15 protein-coding genes are annotated in these 15,929 nt (G+C 70.5%); 5 read left to right on the top strand and 10 right to left on the bottom strand.

Going from position 1 to position 15,929, the window contains the following annotated elements; all coding sequences use genetic code 11:
- Positions 1-96: 96 nt before the first annotated feature.
- Positions 97-1,113 (bottom strand): type I glyceraldehyde-3-phosphate dehydrogenase, encoded by a 1,017-nt coding sequence (gap, locus tag ASC67_RS12155; RefSeq protein WP_056320514.1) that lies wholly within the window; start codon positions 1,111-1,113, stop codon positions 97-99.
- Between the two features lie 149 nt (positions 1,114-1,262).
- Entirely contained in the window at positions 1,263-3,305 is a 2,043-nt protein-coding gene (gene tkt / locus ASC67_RS12150) for a transketolase (RefSeq protein WP_082535977.1), read from the bottom strand.
- Between the two features lie 70 nt (positions 3,306-3,375).
- On the opposite strand from tkt, the gene speD reads away from it, so the two are divergent.
- Genes speD through ASC67_RS12135 form a run of 3 tightly spaced genes read left to right on the top strand, consistent with a single transcriptional unit; the run spans position 3,376 to position 5,182 of the window.
- Positions 3,376-3,753 carry an adenosylmethionine decarboxylase gene (gene speD, locus ASC67_RS12145; RefSeq protein WP_056320510.1) on the top strand — a complete coding sequence of 126 codons (378 nt, stop codon included), beginning with the start codon at positions 3,376-3,378 and terminating at the stop codon, positions 3,751-3,753.
- Entirely contained in the window at positions 3,750-4,454 is a 705-nt protein-coding gene (gene murU, locus ASC67_RS12140) for an N-acetylmuramate alpha-1-phosphate uridylyltransferase MurU (protein ID WP_056320506.1), read from the top strand. The genes speD and murU overlap by 4 nt, the downstream gene beginning before the upstream one ends.
- A 20-nt stretch (positions 4,455-4,474) precedes the next feature.
- Positions 4,475-5,182 carry a hypothetical protein gene (locus ASC67_RS12135; protein WP_235566299.1) on the top strand — a complete coding sequence of 236 codons (708 nt, stop codon included), beginning with the start codon at positions 4,475-4,477 and terminating at the stop codon, positions 5,180-5,182.
- 6 nt (positions 5,183-5,188) lie between these two features.
- Here ASC67_RS12135 and ASC67_RS12130 read toward each other — a convergent pair whose 3' ends face one another.
- Positions 5,189-6,181, bottom strand: coding sequence for an aldo/keto reductase (locus ASC67_RS12130; protein ID WP_056320498.1), 993 nt, complete (start codon positions 6,179-6,181; stop codon positions 5,189-5,191).
- 100 nt (positions 6,182-6,281) lie between these two features.
- Here ASC67_RS12130 and ASC67_RS12125 point away from each other — a divergent pair, with 100 nt between their 5' ends.
- Positions 6,282-7,646 carry an aminopeptidase P N-terminal domain-containing protein gene (locus ASC67_RS12125; RefSeq protein ID WP_056320493.1) on the top strand — a complete coding sequence of 455 codons (1,365 nt, stop codon included), beginning with the start codon at positions 6,282-6,284 and terminating at the stop codon, positions 7,644-7,646.
- A gap of 15 nt (positions 7,647-7,661) precedes the next feature.
- Here the strand turns inward: ASC67_RS12125 and ASC67_RS12120 are convergent, their stop codons facing one another.
- On the bottom strand, positions 7,662-8,048 hold the full coding sequence (locus tag ASC67_RS12120) for a hypothetical protein (protein ID WP_056320488.1): 387 nt from the start codon (positions 8,046-8,048) through the stop codon (positions 7,662-7,664).
- A gap of 280 nt (positions 8,049-8,328) precedes the next feature.
- On the opposite strand from ASC67_RS12120, the gene ASC67_RS12115 reads away from it, so the two are divergent.
- Positions 8,329-8,541, top strand: a complete 213-nt coding sequence (locus ASC67_RS12115; RefSeq protein WP_056320482.1) for a hypothetical protein — start codon at positions 8,329-8,331, stop codon at positions 8,539-8,541.
- 10 nt (positions 8,542-8,551) lie between these two features.
- On the opposite strand, the gene ASC67_RS12110 is transcribed toward ASC67_RS12115, so the two are convergent.
- From ASC67_RS12110 to ASC67_RS12085, 6 genes are read right to left on the bottom strand one after another with little or no spacing between them, the layout of a single operon-like run.
- Positions 8,552-9,670 (bottom strand): tartrate dehydrogenase, encoded by a 1,119-nt coding sequence (locus ASC67_RS12110; protein WP_056320477.1) that lies wholly within the window; start codon positions 9,668-9,670, stop codon positions 8,552-8,554.
- Positions 9,667-11,337 (bottom strand): FAD-dependent oxidoreductase, encoded by a 1,671-nt coding sequence (locus tag ASC67_RS12105; protein WP_235566298.1) that lies wholly within the window; start codon positions 11,335-11,337, stop codon positions 9,667-9,669. The genes ASC67_RS12110 and ASC67_RS12105 overlap by 4 nt, the downstream gene beginning before the upstream one ends.
- Complete coding sequence (locus ASC67_RS12100; RefSeq protein ID WP_056320474.1) at positions 11,334-12,917, bottom strand: polyamine aminopropyltransferase; 1,584 nt, start codon at positions 12,915-12,917, stop codon at positions 11,334-11,336. Before ASC67_RS12100 ends, ASC67_RS12105 begins: the two co-directional genes overlap by 4 nt.
- Positions 12,918-12,947: 30 nt before the next feature.
- Positions 12,948-13,172 (bottom strand): DUF350 domain-containing protein, encoded by a 225-nt coding sequence (locus ASC67_RS12095; RefSeq protein ID WP_056320471.1) that lies wholly within the window; start codon positions 13,170-13,172, stop codon positions 12,948-12,950.
- A gap of 34 nt (positions 13,173-13,206) precedes the next feature.
- Entirely contained in the window at positions 13,207-14,844 is a 1,638-nt protein-coding gene (locus ASC67_RS12090; protein WP_056320467.1) for a DUF4178 domain-containing protein, read from the bottom strand.
- A 34-nt stretch (positions 14,845-14,878) separates the two neighbouring features.
- Positions 14,879-15,916: an SPFH domain-containing protein gene (locus ASC67_RS12085; RefSeq protein WP_056320462.1), complete on the bottom strand. Its 1,038-nt coding sequence runs from the start codon at positions 15,914-15,916 to the stop codon at positions 14,879-14,881.
- Positions 15,917-15,929: the final 13 nt, after the last annotated feature.

Raw genomic sequence — 15,929 nt, 5'->3', positions numbered from 1 at the left:
CTGCGTTGACAGAGCTTTACCCGATGGTGCAACGCCAGCCCACGAAAAAGGCCCCGTAGGGCCTTTGTCCGGCGGCAGACCTGCGAAGCGCCGTGATTACTTGGCAGCCATCAGCGCTACCGTGGTGTCCAGCATGCGATTGCTGAAGCCCCACTCGTTGTCGTACCAGCTCAGCACCTTGACGAGCTTGCCGTCCGGCGAGACGCGGGTCTGCGTCGCGTCGAAGGTGCTGGACGCCGGGTCGTGGTTGAAGTCCACGCTGACCAGCGGTGCGGTGTTGTAGGCCAGGATGCCCTTGAGCTCGCCTTCGGATGCGGCCTTCAGCACGGCGTTGACTTCCTCGAGCGTGGTCGCGCGCTTGGCGGTGAAGGTCAGGTCGACCACCGACACGTTGATGGTCGGCACGCGGATCGCGAAGCCGTCGAGCTTGCCGTTCAGCTCGGGCAGCACCAGGCCCACCGCGGCGGCGGCGCCGGTCTTGGTCGGGATCATCGACTGCGTGGCGCTGCGCGCGCGGCGCAGGTCCTCGTGGTACACATCCGTCAGCACTTGGTCGTTGGTGTAGGCGTGGATGGTGGTCATCAGGCCCGACTCGAGGCCGATCTTCTCGTGCAGCGGCTTGACCAGCGGCGCCAGGCAGTTGGTGGTGCAGCTGGCGTTGCTGATCACGGTGTCGGTGGCCTTCAGCACGCCATGGTTGACGCCGTAGACAATGGTCGCGTCCACGTCCTTGCCACCCGGCGCCGAGATGATGACCTTCTTGGCGCCGCCCTTCAGGTGCGCCGAGGCCTTCTCCTTGGTGGTGAAGAAGCCGGTGCACTCCATCACGACGTCCACGCCCAGTTCGCCCCAGGGCAGCTCGGCCGGGTTGCGGTTGGCCAGCACGCGGATCTTGTCGCCGTTGATCACCATGTAGTCGCCATCGACGCTGACCGTGCCCGGGAACTTGCCGTGCGCGGTGTCGTACTGGGTCAGGTGGGCGTTGGTCTTCGGGTCGCCCAGGTCGTTGATCGCGACGATCTGGATGTCATGCTTCTTGCCGCCCTCGTAGTGGGCGCGGAGCACGTTGCGGCCGATGCGGCCGTAGCCATTGATGGCAACTTTGATGGTCATGGTGTGGGTCTTCCTCAGCTTCGGTTCAATCCGGATTCATTCAGGCGAGCATTCGACGACAAAACGCGCCGCGACACCGCACCCGCCCCGGCATCCGGCCGCGCTCCCCGCGGCAGATGTCACGGAGCTTCGCAGCGACGGGCGGGCCCTCACTTCTTCAGCACCCGGCGCACGGTCGCGGTCACGTTCTCGGCCGTGAAGCCGAAGTGCTTGAACAGCGCGCTGGCGGGGGCCGATTCGCCGTAGGTGTCGAGGCCGACCGCCGCCGCGCAGCCGTACTTCCACCAGCCGTCGGTGACGCCAGCTTCCACCGCGACACGCGGCAGCCCGTCGGGCAGCACGCGGCGCTTGTAGGCCAGGTCCTGGCGATCGAAGGTGGTGCTGCTGGGCATCGACACCACGCGCACCGCAATGCCGGCGGCGGCGAGCTGCTGCTGCGCATGCAGCGCGAGCTGCACCTCGGAGCCGGTGGCGATGAGCACCGCCTGCGCCTTCTTCTTCAGGCCGACCTCGGCCGGCTCGGCCAGCACGTAGGCGCCGCGCGCCACCTCGTCGAGCCCGGCCTTCGGCAGGTAGGGCAGGTTCTGGCGCGACAGCAGCAGCGCGGTCGGACGGTCGGCGTTCAGCAGGGCCTTGGTCCACGCGATGGTGGTCTCGGCGGTGTCGGCGGGGCGCCAGACGTCCAGGTTCGGGATCAGCCGCAGGCTCGCGGCGTGCTCGACGCTCTGGTGCGTCGGGCCGTCCTCGCCGAGGCCGATGCTGTCGTGCGTGAAGACGTGGATCACGCGTTGCTTCATCAGCGCAGCCATGCGGATGGCGTTGCGCGAGTAGTCGCTGAAGGTCAGGAAGGTACCGCCGTAGGGAATGAAGCCACCGTGCAGCGCGATGCCGTTCATCACCGCCGCCATGCCGAACTCGCGCACGCCGTAGTTGATGTGGCGGCCCCCGTTCGATGCGCCGGCCGCGTCGAAGCGCAGCGCTGGCGTGCTCTTGGTGTTGGTGAGGTTCGAGCCGGTGAGGTCGGCGCTGCCGCCCAGCAGTTCGGGCAATGCGGCGGTGAAGGCCTCCAGCGCGAGCTGGCTGGCCTTGCGGCTGGCGACCGTCTCGGCCTTGGCGTGCGCGGCGATCGCGGCGTCCACCGCGATCTGCGCGAAATTCTCCGGCAGCGCGCCCGCCATCCGGCGTTCGAACTCGGCCGCAGCGGCAGGATGGTCGGCGCGGTAGGCCTCGAAGCGGCCTTCCCAGTCGGCCTGCAGGTTGGCACCGGCGTCCTTGGCGTCCCAGTCGTTGTAGGCCTCGGCCGGGATCTCGAACGGCGCATGCGGCCAGCCGAGCGCGGCCCGTGTGAGCGCGATCTCCTCGGCGCCGAGCGGCTCGCCGTGCGCCTTGGCGGTGTTGGCGCGGTTCGGTGAACCCTTGCCGATCGCGGTCTTGCAGACGATGAAGCTGGGTTGGCCGGTGCTGCGTTTCGCTTGCGTGATCGCCGCATCGACCGCATCCACGTCGTGGCCGTCGATCGGCCCGATGACGTTCCAGCCATAGGCCGCAAAACGCTTCGCGGTGTCGTCCACGAACCACGGCGCCACCTGGCCGTCGATGCTGATGCCGTTGTCGTCGTACAGCGCGATCAGCTTGTCGAGCTTCCAGGCGCCCGCCAGCGCGCTGGCCTCGTGGCTGATGCCCTCCATCAGGCAGCCGTCGCCGAGGAAGACGTAGGTGTGGTGGTCGACGATGGCATGGCCGTCGCGGTTGAACTCGGTCGCCAGCAGCTTCTCGGCCAGCGCCATGCCGACCGCATTGCTGAGGCCCTGGCCCAGCGGGCCGGTGGTCGTCTCGACGCCGGGCGTGATGCCGACCTCGGGGTGGCCGGGCGTCTTGCTGTGCAACTGGCGGAAGTTGCGCAGTTCCTCGAGCGGCAGCGCATAGCCGGTCAGGTGCAGCAGCGCATAGATCAGCATCGAACCGTGGCCGTTGCTCAGCACGAAGCGATCGCGGTCGGCCCAGGCCGGGTTGGCCGGGTTGTGGCGCAGGTGCCGGCCCCACAGCGCGACCGCGATGTCGGCCATGCCCATCGGCGCGCCGGGGTGGCCGGAGTTGGCCTGCTGCACCGCGTCCATCGCCAGCGCGCGGATCGCGTTGGCCATCAGCGAGGTGTCGGGGGTGGCGGGCGTGCGGGATTCGAGGGCAGCCATGGTTTGCAGGGGAAAAGGGCGCCACGGAAGCGGCAGAATCGACGATTTTACGAGCCCCGTCGCGCCACCCATGCAGGGTCTGCACCTCACCGCCGATTTGAGCGGCTGCCGCCGCGGCAGCACTGCCCTGGTCGACGTGTCGGCGCTGCGCGCTCTGTGCATGGAGGCGGTTCTCGACGCCGGCCTGCAGCCGGTCGGTGAATGCTTCCATCCCTTCCCCGCCGAGGACGGCGAACCTCGCGGCGTCACCGGCGTGCTGTTGCTCGCCGAATCGCATCTCGCGGTGCACACCTGGCCGGAACTGGACGCGGTGACGCTGGATCTCTACGTCTGCCATCGCCATACCGACAACTCGGCGCGCGCCGAGGCGGTGATCGCGCGGCTGCTCGAAGCCTTCGCTCCCGCTCGCACCGAGCGCCACGCGCTGCGCCGCGGAGCGGCGCCATGAACGCGCCCGCGCTGATCCTCGCCGCCGGCCGCGGCGAGCGCATGCGCCCGCTGACCGACCGCACGCCCAAGCCGCTGCTGCCCGTGCACGGCAAGCCGCTGATCGAGTGGCAGCTCGAGGCGCTGGCACGCGACGGCGTGCGCCACGTGGTCATCAACACGGCCTGGCTCGAGGAGCAGTTCCCGGCCACGCTGGGCGACGGCTCGCGCTTCGGGCTCAGCATCCGCTACTCGATGGAGGGCCGGCGCTACGGCGGTGCGCTCGAGACCGCCGGCGGCATCGCCACCGCGCTACCGCTGTTGCAATCGGACACCTTTTGGGTCATGGCCGGCGACGCCTACATGCCGGGCTTCCGCTTCGACGCGCATCACGTGAACGACTTCATGGCCGGCGGCGATCTGGCCCACCTCTGGCTGGTGCCCAACCCGCCACAACACCCCCGCGGCGACTTCGGACTCAGTGACAAAGGCCGCATCCTGGCCGGCGACGACGCGGCGGTCATCCCTCGTTACACGTACTCCACCGTGGGCTTGTTCCAATCGAAGCTCGTCGAGGGCGTGCAGCCGGGGCAGAAGGCGCCGCTGCGGCCCCACTTCGATGCGGCGATCGCCCGCGACCGGATCAGCGGCAGCCTCTACCTGGGGCCCTGGACCGATGTCGGCACACCGCAGCGCTGGCAGGCCTTGCAAGATGGGAGCTGAGAACGATGGACGGGGGCGCGGTGGGATCACCGCTGGTCTGGTTGCTGAGCGTGGCGGTCGCCGTGCTGCTGCAGCGCGGCGCCGTGCGCGGCCTGCGGGCGGCCTGGCTGGCACATGAGCCGGTGTCCGGCGACCACACCGACTCGGTCGTCTACCACCGCAGCCTGTGGACTCCGGGCGAGCCCCAGGTGCTGGGCACGGCCGGCTTGCTGCTGGCCAGCGGCCTGGCCGCCGCGGCCGGCCTGCAGTTCAAGGACTGGCCACTGTGGCCCGCCGGCCTGGTCTGGCTCGGCGCCGTGGCCTGGGACCTGTGGACCTGGGAGCGGGTGGCGGCGAGCGTCAAGTTCGTCTCGTGGCGTCGCGGCTGGCGGCATTCGGCGCGTCGCGTCGCGGTGTCGGACCTGAGCGAGGTCAACGTCGTCGAGCGACGCCCGCGGGCGTCTCGGATTCCCGTCTGGGCCCGCCCCAGCGCCTGCTATCTCGCTTTGGTCATGCGTGACGGCAAGGCGGTGAAGCTGCCGCGCACCGGCGCGCTGTTCGGCGGCGAGGCCGAGATCGAGCGCCTGGCCAACTTCGTGCGCATGCAGATGGACGTGGTGGCCGACAATCGGCGCCGGGCCGCTGCCGACAAGCGCTCGGCCGCGCGCCGCGCCATGTTGGAGCCGGTGCCGGTGCACCCGTCGAACCGGATCGATCCGCTGGCGCTGAACCGCGGCGGCCCGGGCTGAGCCGGCTCAGGCCGCCAGCGGCTTCGTCGCCGCATCGATCCGTGCCAGCACCTCCGGCGTGAGCCGGGGCGTCAGCGCCAGGGCCTTCAGGTTGTCCTGCAGCTGCGTGATGCGGCTGGCACCGAGGATCACGGTGCTGACACGCGGATTGCGGTTGGCCCAGGCGATCGCGAGTTGCGCGACCGTGCCGCCCAGATCGGCGGCGATCTCCTCGAGCTGGCCGACCGCGGCGTTCTTCGCCGGATCCGTGAGGCCGTCGCGCAGGAAGGCCATGTTCTCGAGCGCGCCACGGCTGCCCTCGGGGATGCCGCGGCGGTACTTGCCGGTCAGCAGGCCGCTCGCGAGCGGGCTCCAGGTGGTCAGGCCCAGGCCGATGTCCTCGTAAAGCCGCGCGTACTCCTCCTCGACGCGGCGGCGGTGGAACAGGTGGTACTGCGGCTGCTCCATCACCGGCTTGTGCAGGTGGTGCTTGTCCGCGATCTCCCATGCAGCGCGGATTTCCTGCGCGCTCCATTCGCTGGTGCCCCAGTAGAGCAGCTTGCCGCGGTTGATGAGGTCGTGGAAGGCCCAGACGGTCTCCTCGATGGGCGTGTGCGGGTCGGGCCGGTGGCAGAACACGAGGTCGACGAAGTCGAGCTGCAGCCGCTGCAGCGCGCCGTCGATGGCCTGGTGCAGGTACTTGCGGTTCAGCGTGTCCTGGCCGTTGATGCGCGGCCGCTCGCCCGGCTTCGCACGATCCAGTCCCCAGAAGAACTTGGTCGACACGACGACGTCGAGCCGCGGCAGCCTGAGCTGGCGGAGGGCTTCGCCCATGATGGTTTCGCTGCGACCGTTGGCATAGATCTCGGCGTTGTCGAAGAAGTTGACACCGGCGTCGAAGGCAGCCGCGAGCATGTCCTTCGCGGCGCTCACGTCCACCTGGTTGTGATAGGTCACCCAGGACCCGAGTGACAGTTCACTGACCTGCAGGCCGGAGCGGCCTAGACGACGGTATTGCATGAGAGGAACTCCTGGTCGTCGGGGATCGGTCGGACGCGCGCCGGGGAACGCTGCGACGCTGCTCACTACACTGCAAGCGTACCCAGAACCGCATCGCCCCATGAGCCCCTCCGTCTATGCCGAGCGTCGCGCTCGCCTCGGCGCCGCGCTGCGCGAGGCCGGTGGCGGCGTCGCCGTGCTGCCGACCGCGCCGGAGCGCACCCGCAACGCCGACAGCGAACACCCCTATCGCCACGACAGTGCGTTCTACTACCTGACCGGCTTCTCCGAACCCGGTGCGCTGCTCGTCCTTGACCACACCGGGCGCAGCCTGCTGCTGTGCCGCCCCAAGGACGAGGAGCGCGAGATCTGGGACGGCTACCGGCTCGGGCCCGAGGCCGCGCCCGCCGCGCTGGGCGTGGATGAAGCGCTGCCGATCGAGGCGCTGGACGCGGTGTTGCCGCAGCGGCTGGCCAACCGTGCGACGGTGTGGTTTCCGTTCGGCGGACACGAGGGCCTCGGCTCCCGGGTCGCAGGATGGCTGGACGCCGTGCGCGCACGATCACGTGCCGGCATCGAGGCGCCGACGCAGCAACGCGACCTGGCTCGGCTGCTCGACGAGATGCGCCTGTTCAAGGACCCGCACGAGGTGGCGCTGATGCGCCGCGCCGGCGAGATCGGTGCGGCCGGTCACGTGCGCGCGATGCGGGCCTGCCGGCCCGGCCTGCGCGAGTACCAGCTCGAGGCCGAGCTGCTGCACGAGTTCCGCCGCAGCGGTGCCAGCGGCCCGGCCTACACGAGCATCGTCGCCGCAGGCCGCAATGCCTGCGTGCTGCATTACGCGGCCGGCGATGCCGAACTGCGGCCCGGCGAGCTGTGCCTGATCGACGCCGGCTGCGAGTACGGCAGCTACGCGAGCGACATCACGCGCAGCTTTCCCGTCGACGGCCGCTACACGGCGCCGCAGCGCGCGCTCTACGAAGTGGTGCTGGCCGCACAGGCAGCGGCGATCGACCACACCCGACCCGGCGCCCGCAAGACCGACAGCCACTGGGCCGCAGTGCACGCGCTGAGCGCCGGCCTGCTGGACCTGGGCCTGCTCGACCGCGACCGGCATGGTGGCGTCGACGACGTGGTGGCCAGCGCCGCCTACCGACGCTTCTACATGCACGGCACCGGCCACTGGCTGGGGCTGGACGTGCACGATGCCGGCGAGTACCTCGCGCTCGACGAGGCGCCGATCGAGCAGCCCGACGGGCTCGGCGGCCTCACGGTCAAGAAGCCGTCACGCCGCCTGCAGCCGGGCATGGTGGTGACGATCGAGCCCGGGCTCTACGTGCGGCCGGCGCCCGACGTGCCGGAGTGCTACTGGCACCTCGGCATCCGCATCGAGGACGATGCGCTCGTCACGCCCGACGGCTGCGAGCTGCTGAGCCGGGGCGTGCCGGTGCGGCCCGACGAGATCGAGGCGCTGATGCGCGGCTGATCGCCGCGCCCGGCGCTATTGCAATTGCCCGGGGGCGCGGTGCCACAGCCGCTGCGCCGCTTCGACCGGATCGGCTCCGACGGCGCCCGACGGGTCGGCGATCGGCGTCAGGCGATCCCAGTGCACGCGCAGGCGATGCAGCGTGAGGCGGAACCCTTCGCTCAACTGCGGGTGATGGCTCAGGCAGCCGAGTTGCTTGCGCACCTTGGCCGCCATCAACAGGCTTTGACCATGCGCCGCGAGCGGCTGGGCCATCGCGGCCCGCTCCACCACGCCGGTCATCAGGGCCAGCGTGCCCGCCAGCAGGGCCTCGGCGGTCGGCAGTGCGGCCTGTTCGACGTCGTCTTCCGACAGTTCGGCCGGCGGACGGCGCACGGCGCCATCGGGATCGTTGCGGTTCATTGCGAGCCTCCACCGCGCGAACGCGGGCGTGGTGAGTCGTCGGACTGGCTCGGGCGAAGGCCCTGGCTGCTATGACACGGGTTCAGTGACCTGCGCCGTGGACTCGATTGTAATGAGAACCATTCGCATCTTTCAAGGCGCATCGATCTCTCCGCTGGCGACCCCTGTCCCCCCGATTCCCGGGCCTGTCCCAGGTACGACGCCACCTAGATCGAGGATGAAACAAAACGTACACGCCCCCATGATGGTGGCGTAAGGACTCGCGACACAGGGGACGACGATGCAGGAGCGGTTCGAACACCGAGGCAAGGCCATCGAGGTGTGGACCACGGGGCGCCAGAAGGGCCCGTGGAACTGGGCGTACCGGATCGACAGTGGTGCGCCACGCGAAAGCCGCAACCGCCTGCTGTCGAACGAGGTGGTCGTGTTCAACGAGGGCAAGGCGGCGGCCTGCGCCGAACTCGACCGGCTGACCCGCGCCGGCATGCGCTGAACTGCCGCGCTCAGCGCACGCCGGCCGCCACCTGCGCGGCAATCGCGCTGCCCATCGCCGACGTCGATGCGGCACCGCCCAGGTCGGGCGTGCGTGGCCCCTCGACCAGCACCCGCTCGATCGCCGCGACGATGGCATCGTGCGCCTGCACGTGGCGCGCGGTGTCCGCGCCGATCGAGCCGCCGAGGAAATCGAGCATCAGCGCTCCCGACCAGATCATCGCCACCGGGTTCGCGATCGAGCGCCCGAAGATGTCGGGCGCCGAACCGTGCACCGGCTCGAACAACGAAGGGAAATGGCGCTGGGGATTCAGGTTCGCGGAGGGCGCCAGTCCGATGGTGCCGGTGCAGGCCGGTCCCAGGTCGCTGAGGATGTCGCCGAACAGGTTGCTGGCGACCACGACGTCGAAACGCGTCGGCTGCAGGACGAAGCGCGCACTGAGGATGTCGATGTGCTGCTTGTCGACCGTGACCTCCGGGTAGCCCTGCGCCATCGCGTCGGCGCGCTCGTCCCACCACGGCATGCTGATGGCGATGCCGTTGGACTTGGTGGCCACGGTGAGGTGCTTGCGCGGCCGCGACTGGGCCAGCTCGAAGGCGAACTTCATCACCCGGTCGGTGCCGTGGCGCGAGAACACCGACTCCTGGATCACGATCTCGCGCTCGGTCCCTTCGAAGAGGCGGCCGCCGAGGTTGGTGTATTCGCCCTCGGTGTTCTCGCGCACGACGAAGAAGTCGATGTCGCCGGGCTTGCGCGGTCGACCGTCACGGTCGACCAGCGGGCACGGCACGCCGTCGAACAGCCGCACCGGGCGCAGGTTGACGTACTGGTCGAACTCGCGGCGGAACTTGAGCAGCGAGCCCCACAGTGACACGTGGTCGGGCACCACGGCCGGCCAGCCGACGGCGCCGAAGTAGATGGCGTCGTAGCCGCTCAGCGTCGCGAACCAGTCGTCGGGCAGCATCTGCCCGGTGCGCTGCCAGTAGTCGGCGCAGGCCCAGTCGAAATGATCGAACTGCAGTGACAGCTCGAAACGCTGCGCTGCCGCCTCCAGCACTCGCAGGCCCTCGGGCATCACTTCCTGTCCGATGCCGTCGCCGGGAATCACCGCGATGCGATGGGGCTTCATATCGATCTCCTCGAAGTGTTGGCGTCGCCGAGTGTCCGCGCGACGGCCTGGCCCGCCAGTGTGCCGCGCGTGTAGGCCTCCTCGAACACCGAACCGGCCGACAGGTCGGCGTGGGCGAAGTGCAGCCGGTCCTGCGCCGCGCCCAGCGCGGCCAGCGCCGCGTCGCCGCGCAGCCCGGGTGTCGGAACGATCATCGCGTGGCCATAGCGCATCGAATCGATGCGCGCCAGCCGCCGTGGCAGGTCGGGGTGCGCCGGCAGCAGATCGGCCAGCACCGCGTCGCGCCAGGCGCTCCACGGCGCCTCCAGCAGGCGGGCGCGCTGCGCCTTCAGTTCGGCGAGCGACTGCCCGCCGAGCGCCCAGTAGTGCGTCAGCACCGTCGGACCGGGCACCGGGCGCAGGCCCTGGTGCATCGCGTCGACATAGCCCAGCGCCGGGCTGCCGGCGATCACGTTGTCCCAGGCCGGCGGCGGCCCGGGCCGGTCGAGCAGCGGCGCATGCAGTTGCAGGTTGCTGACCAGCCAGGGCGCATGGACGAGCCGCGGCGCCACGTCGGCCAGCGCCGCCGGCAGCGCGTCGATCAACCGCGCCGCGACGAACAGCGGCACGCAGACGACGACCTGCTGCGCCAGCCAGCGCTCCGGCCGCCCGGCCCGCGCATTCCAGACCTCGAGCGCCACCTCGTGACGCGTCGGCGTGATGCGGGTCAGCACCGCGGCGGTCTGCAGTCGATCGTCAAGGCCGCGCACGAGTCGTTCGGTCAGCCAGGCATTGCCTTCGGGCCAGGTCAGCACCGCGTCGGCCGGCTCGGCGTCATCGTCGCCGGGGGCGTGGAAGCCGTGGCGGCTCGCGAAGTAGTGAATCCCGGCCCAGGCCGAGACGAGACCGAGCCCGGCGCCATAGTCGTCGCGGCAGCAGTAGTCCAGATAGGCGAGCAGGCGCGCGTCGTCGTAGCCCTGCGCACTCAGCCAGGCCGCGAAGGTCCGGGCGTCGAGGGCGGCCAGGCCCGCGCTCCAGCCGCTGCGCAGCGTGGGCATCGCGAAGCTCAGCGTGCGCTGCAGCGCGGCCACCTCGGCGGCGAAGCGGCGCAGTTGCGCCAGCGTGCCGGCCCCGTCCCCGTCCAGCGGCAGCAGGCCCTCGTGCCAGCGACCCGGCGCCGTCGCATCGGCCTGGACGGACGGCACGAACACGCGCTCCTGCGGCGCGTGGCAGAGGTGGCGCTCGTCGTAGACCGTGCGGCTGGCCTCGCTGCGCGCGACGCCCAGTTCATGCAGCAGTTCCGCAACCTCGCGCGCCTCGGGGCCCGGCAGCGGCAGGTAGTGCGCACCGAGCGGACAGCGCATGCCCCCCATGGCGTGCGCGCGGGAATTGCCGCCGGCCGCGTCTTCCAGCTCGAACAGGCGCAGGTCGTCGATGCCGGCGCGGCGCAGCGCCCGTGCCGCCGCGAGCCCGGCCACGCCGGCGCCGACGATGGCGACGCTGCAGCGCCGCGCGCTGCCGGCATCGGCGCGCGGCAGCCGCCCGTCGCGCAGCGCGTGCCCCCGCTCCGCATCGGCGCCGACCCAACCGCCCGCCACCTCGGCCGGCGCGCGCTCGCAGCCGGCCAGCCACGGCCACGTGGCCAGCGCCCCGCCCGCCGCCAGCAGCGCACGGCGTGCGCGGCTCACTGGTGGACGCGGCCCCATTCCTCTTCGAAGGTGTGAACCAGCCCCTGGGTGCTGAGGCGGTTGGGCTCCGCAGGCACGCGGGCCATGTCGGGGGGGAATTCGAACAGCGCGGGCAGGCCGGCGACAGTCAGGAAACGCAGGCCGGCGGGCAAGCGGCGCGGCGGCGCAAAGGGCCGCTGGCCGGCCAGCACGAAGCCCCATTCGCCGAAGCTCGGCACGTGCGCGTGATAGGGCGTCGCCTGCAGGCCCACCGCCTCGATCGTGCTCACCACCGTCCAGAAGCTCTTGCGCGCGATCAGCGGCGAGGTGGTCTGGACCACGGCGTAGCCGGAGGCCGCGAGATGGCGGGCCATCAGCGCATAGAAGCTGGTCGAGTAGAGCTTGCCGATCGCATGGTTGCTGGGGTCGGGGAAGTCGACCACGATCACGTCGAACAGCTCGTCGTGGCGGTCCAGCCAGCCGAAGGCGTCGTCGTTGACGATCGTGAGCTTCGGGGACTTCAGCGCCTCGCCGTTCAGCGCGGTCAGCAACGGCTCGGTGGAGAACAGCCGCGTCATCGCCGGATCCAGCTCGACCAGCGTGACGTGCTCGACCGCCGGATGCTTCAGCACCTCGCGCACCGCCATGCCGTCGCCGCCACCCAGCACCAGCACGCGCTTGGGCGCGCCATGCGCCGCCATCGCCGGGTGCACCAGCGCCTCGTGGTAGCGGTATTCGTCGCGCGAGTGGAACTGCAGGTTGCCGTTGAGGAACAGCCGCACGCCGGCCGACCCCGACGTGACGACGACGCGCTGGTAGAGCGAGCTCTGGCTGAAGACGATGCGGTCGCCGTAGAAGCGGTCTTCGGCCCAGGTCGTGAGCCGGTCGGCGCCCAGCAGCGCGGCACCGAGCGCGGCGAGCACCGCGGCGCAGGCCAGTGCATGTGCGCGCCAGGCCCGCAGCTCGGCGCGGAACAGCCACAGCGCCCACACCGCGACGGCGACGTTCAACAGGCCGAACACCACACCGGTGCGCACCAGCCCCAGTTGCGGCACCAGCAGCAGCGGGAAGGCGACCGACACGGCCAGCGCACCGAGGTAGTCGAAGGTCAGCACCTGCGACACCAGGTCCTTCAGCGCGTAGCGTTCGCTGAAGTGACGCTTGAGCAGGCGCATCACCAACGGGATCTCCAGGCCCACCAGAATGCCGACCGCCAGCACCAACCCGTAGAGCAGCGTGCGAAAGGGCGCGACCGCGCTGACCGGCAACAGGCTGTGCGCGACGAACAGCGCCGCCGGCATCAGCCCGCCGATCAGGCCGACCAGCAGCTCGATGCGCAGGAAGTTCGCGACCAGCTGTCGCTCGATGTGTCGCGACAGCCAGGAGCCGATGCCCATCGCGAACAGGTAGGCGCCGATGACGGTGCTGAACTGCAGCACCGAATCGCCGAGCAGGTAGCTCGCCAGCGCCCCGGCCGCCAGCTCGTAGACCAGGCCGCAGGCCGCGACGACGAACACCGAGGCGAGCAAGGCCACCTCGGCCGGACGCACCGCCGCCGCGCGGCCGTCTGCCGCGGCATCGAGCGCCGCCGGTTCGCTCACGCGCCGGCCGGCTGCGCCGGGCGCGCGCGCTCAGCCATGGATCGCCGCGGCGACGATCAGCCCGATCGCCAAGCACATCGCCGCCACCACGAGCGCCAGCGCCTTGTTCTGCTTCTCGACGATCTCGGCCCACAGGTCGTAGGGCGTGAACTTGTCGATGATCACGAAACAGATCCAGAACACCAGCACGCCGATCAGCGCGAACAGGATCGAGCCGAAGAAGACCCCCGGCCTCAGCCACTCCATACCCATCATGATGCGTCGCTCCTGTTGATGAATCTACGGCAGGCTACTTGTGCCCGCCACCGCCGGTGCTGAAGCCACCGTAGGACCCGCCCGAACTGCGCCCGCCGCTGCCGCTGTTGCGCGCGCAACTCTGGTATTCGTTGCTGGCCTCGCCGTAGGTGCGACGCAGCTCGCTGCAGTCGTCGCGGCCGCAGCGCACCATCGAGAACACCACCACGACGAACAGCAGGAAGAGGAACAGCCCGGCCATGCCGCCGAAGCCCTTAGTCGACACCGGCTTGGCGTCGCGCTGCAGCGCGGTGCGCTGGCCGTCGTCGAGCTTGAAGGCCTTCAGCAGCACGTCGGCGTCGAGCGCCGCACCGGCCGACCAGGTGACCTCGGCGTCACCGCCCTCGCCGGTCTCCTCGCGGTTGAGCTGCTTGCCGCCGGGTCCGCGGTAATCGGTGTTGCGGGTGCGCTCGCCGCGCGCCAGCCGCCAGTAGAACTCGCCCAGCACGTAGGTGATCTGGCCGCTGTAGCGGTAGAGCTCGCGGTAGCTGTCGCCCTGCCAGCGCGCGGTGGCGCCGCTGACCTGCGGTGCGCCGGTCAGCGGCCGCACCCAGCTCCAGCCGTCCTCGGCATCGACCAGGAAAGCGAAGCCGGCTTGGCGGTTGTAGAGCAGGTACTCGCGCCAGAAGCTCTGCTCGTCGTCGCCGGCCTCGGGCAGCGTGCAGCGCTCGACATAGCCGACCACCTGCCAGGGCAGCGGCCCGCCGGCGCCGAGGGTCAGCGTGCCGCTGCGGCCTAGCGGGATCAACGGCTCGCCACCGGCGACGCCTGGGGTGTCCTGCGCGTAGTGCTTCAGGTCGGCGCCCGCGCCCTGCGCCCCGGGTGCTCCCAGGTCGACCACCGCATGGCACTGCGGGCAGGCGATCGACTGCGTGCTGTCGAGCTGCACCGCCAGCGACGCACCGCAGCTCGGGCAGGCGAGCGTGCGTCCCTTCAGCTCGCGCGTGCTGCCGTCCTCTCGCAGGCCCGACAGCGCCAGCTCGGCGAGCTGCAGGCCACGGCCGACGTACCAGCGCGGCGGCCGGCCGTCGATGGCCGGGCCGTAGTCGATGCTGGCGACCTCGCCTCGCGCGTTGCGCAGCTCGGCGACGACGTAGGCGCGCTCCAGCGCCGGCACGAAAGGCAGCTCGCCCTCGGCGGCCCCCAGCTTCGCGGTGGTGACGCTGGCGACCGACCAGCTCTCGCGGGCGAGCACCTGCTGGGCCCCGACGCGCAGCGCCTCGGGCGGCGGTAAGGCCTCGGGTGGCGCCGGCGCCTCGAAGCCGAAGACGTAGCCGCCGTTGTCCTCGCTGAGCCAGCCGGAGCGTGGTGCGGTGTCGGTCGGGTCGGCGCTGTCGAACAGCGCATGCCATTCGTTCCAGCTGCCGCCCGCGTAGCGCACCTGCAGCCGGCCGACCAACGTGAACGCCGCACCCTGCCAGCGCCCGGCGGTGCCGAGCTGCAACGGGCTGTGGTCGTCGAACAGCTCGGCGCTCTGGCCGATGCGCCGCAGCGCGTCGCCCTCGCGCAGCAGCGTGCTGCGGCAGTAGCTGCAGACCGCCAGCGCCGACGCGGCCGAGCGGAACTCGACCGCCGCGCCGCAGTTGGGGCAGGCGGCGCGGTAGGCGCGCTGGGGCGAGGGTTCGGTGGCCAAGGCTCAGCCGTGCGAGTCGGGGCCGGCCTTCACCTCACACCAGCTTCTTCAGCAGCTCGGCCTTTTTCGCCGCGAACTCCTCGTCGGTGAGGATGCCCTTGGCCTTCAGGTCGGCCAGCTTCTCGATCGTCGCCATCACCTGGTCGGGCGCGATCGCGGCCGGCGCGGCGGGGGCCGCCGCCGCGCCGCCGCCCTGCAGGCCCTGCTGCAGGTTCTGCGCGAGCACCTGGCCCAGCGCGACGCCGGCGCCCAGGCCCATCGCGTCGCCGGCGATGCCACCGCCCCCCTGCCCGCCGCCTTCGGCGAACTTCGGGATCGCCTGCGCTGTCTGGTACTGCATGAACTTGCCCATGTCGCCACCGACCATGCCCATGCCGATCTTCTGGTCGAGCACCTTCTGCAGCTCCTCGGGCAGCGAGACGTTCTGCACCGTCACGCCCTCGAGCTTCAGGCCGATCTTCTCGAACGCCGGCGCGGTGACGGTGGCGAGCTGCTGCGCGAACTCGACCTGGTTGGCCGCCAGGTCGAGGAAGGGCACGCCGCTGGACGCCACCGCGTCGCTGATGTGCTGCAACATCAGCGCACGCAGCTGGCCGTCGAGGTCGCCCACGGTGTAGCGCTCGCGCGTGCCCGAGATCTCGGTGTGGAACAGCTTGGGATCGGCCACGCGGTAGGCGTAGTTGCCGAACGCGCGCAGGCGCACCGCGCCGAAGTCCTTGTCGCGGATCGTCACCGGCTGTGTCGTCCCCCAGCGCTGGTCGACCTGCTGGCGCGTGCTGAAGAAGTACACGTCGCTCTTGAATGGCGACTGGAACAGCTTGTCCCAGTTCTTCAGGTAGGTCAGTACCGGCAGCGTCTGCGTGGTGAGCTTGTACATGCCGGGGCCGAACACGTCGGCCACCTTGCCCTCGTTGACGAACACCGCCATCTGCGATTCGCGCACCGTCAGCGAGCCGCCGTACTGGATCTCGTTGCCGGCCATCGGGTAGCGCCAGGCCAGCGTGCCGTCGTCGCCCTCGGTCCATTCGAGGATGTCGATGAACTGCTTCTTGATGAAATCCATCAGTGCCATGGGGAACCTCCAG

Source organism: Methylibium sp. Root1272 (genome assembly GCF_001425905.1).
Taxonomy (GTDB): domain Bacteria; phylum Pseudomonadota; class Gammaproteobacteria; order Burkholderiales; family Burkholderiaceae_C; genus Methylibium.
The sequence above is the reverse complement of the archived record's forward strand: the minus strand, read 5'-3'. Positions and strand labels throughout refer to the sequence as shown.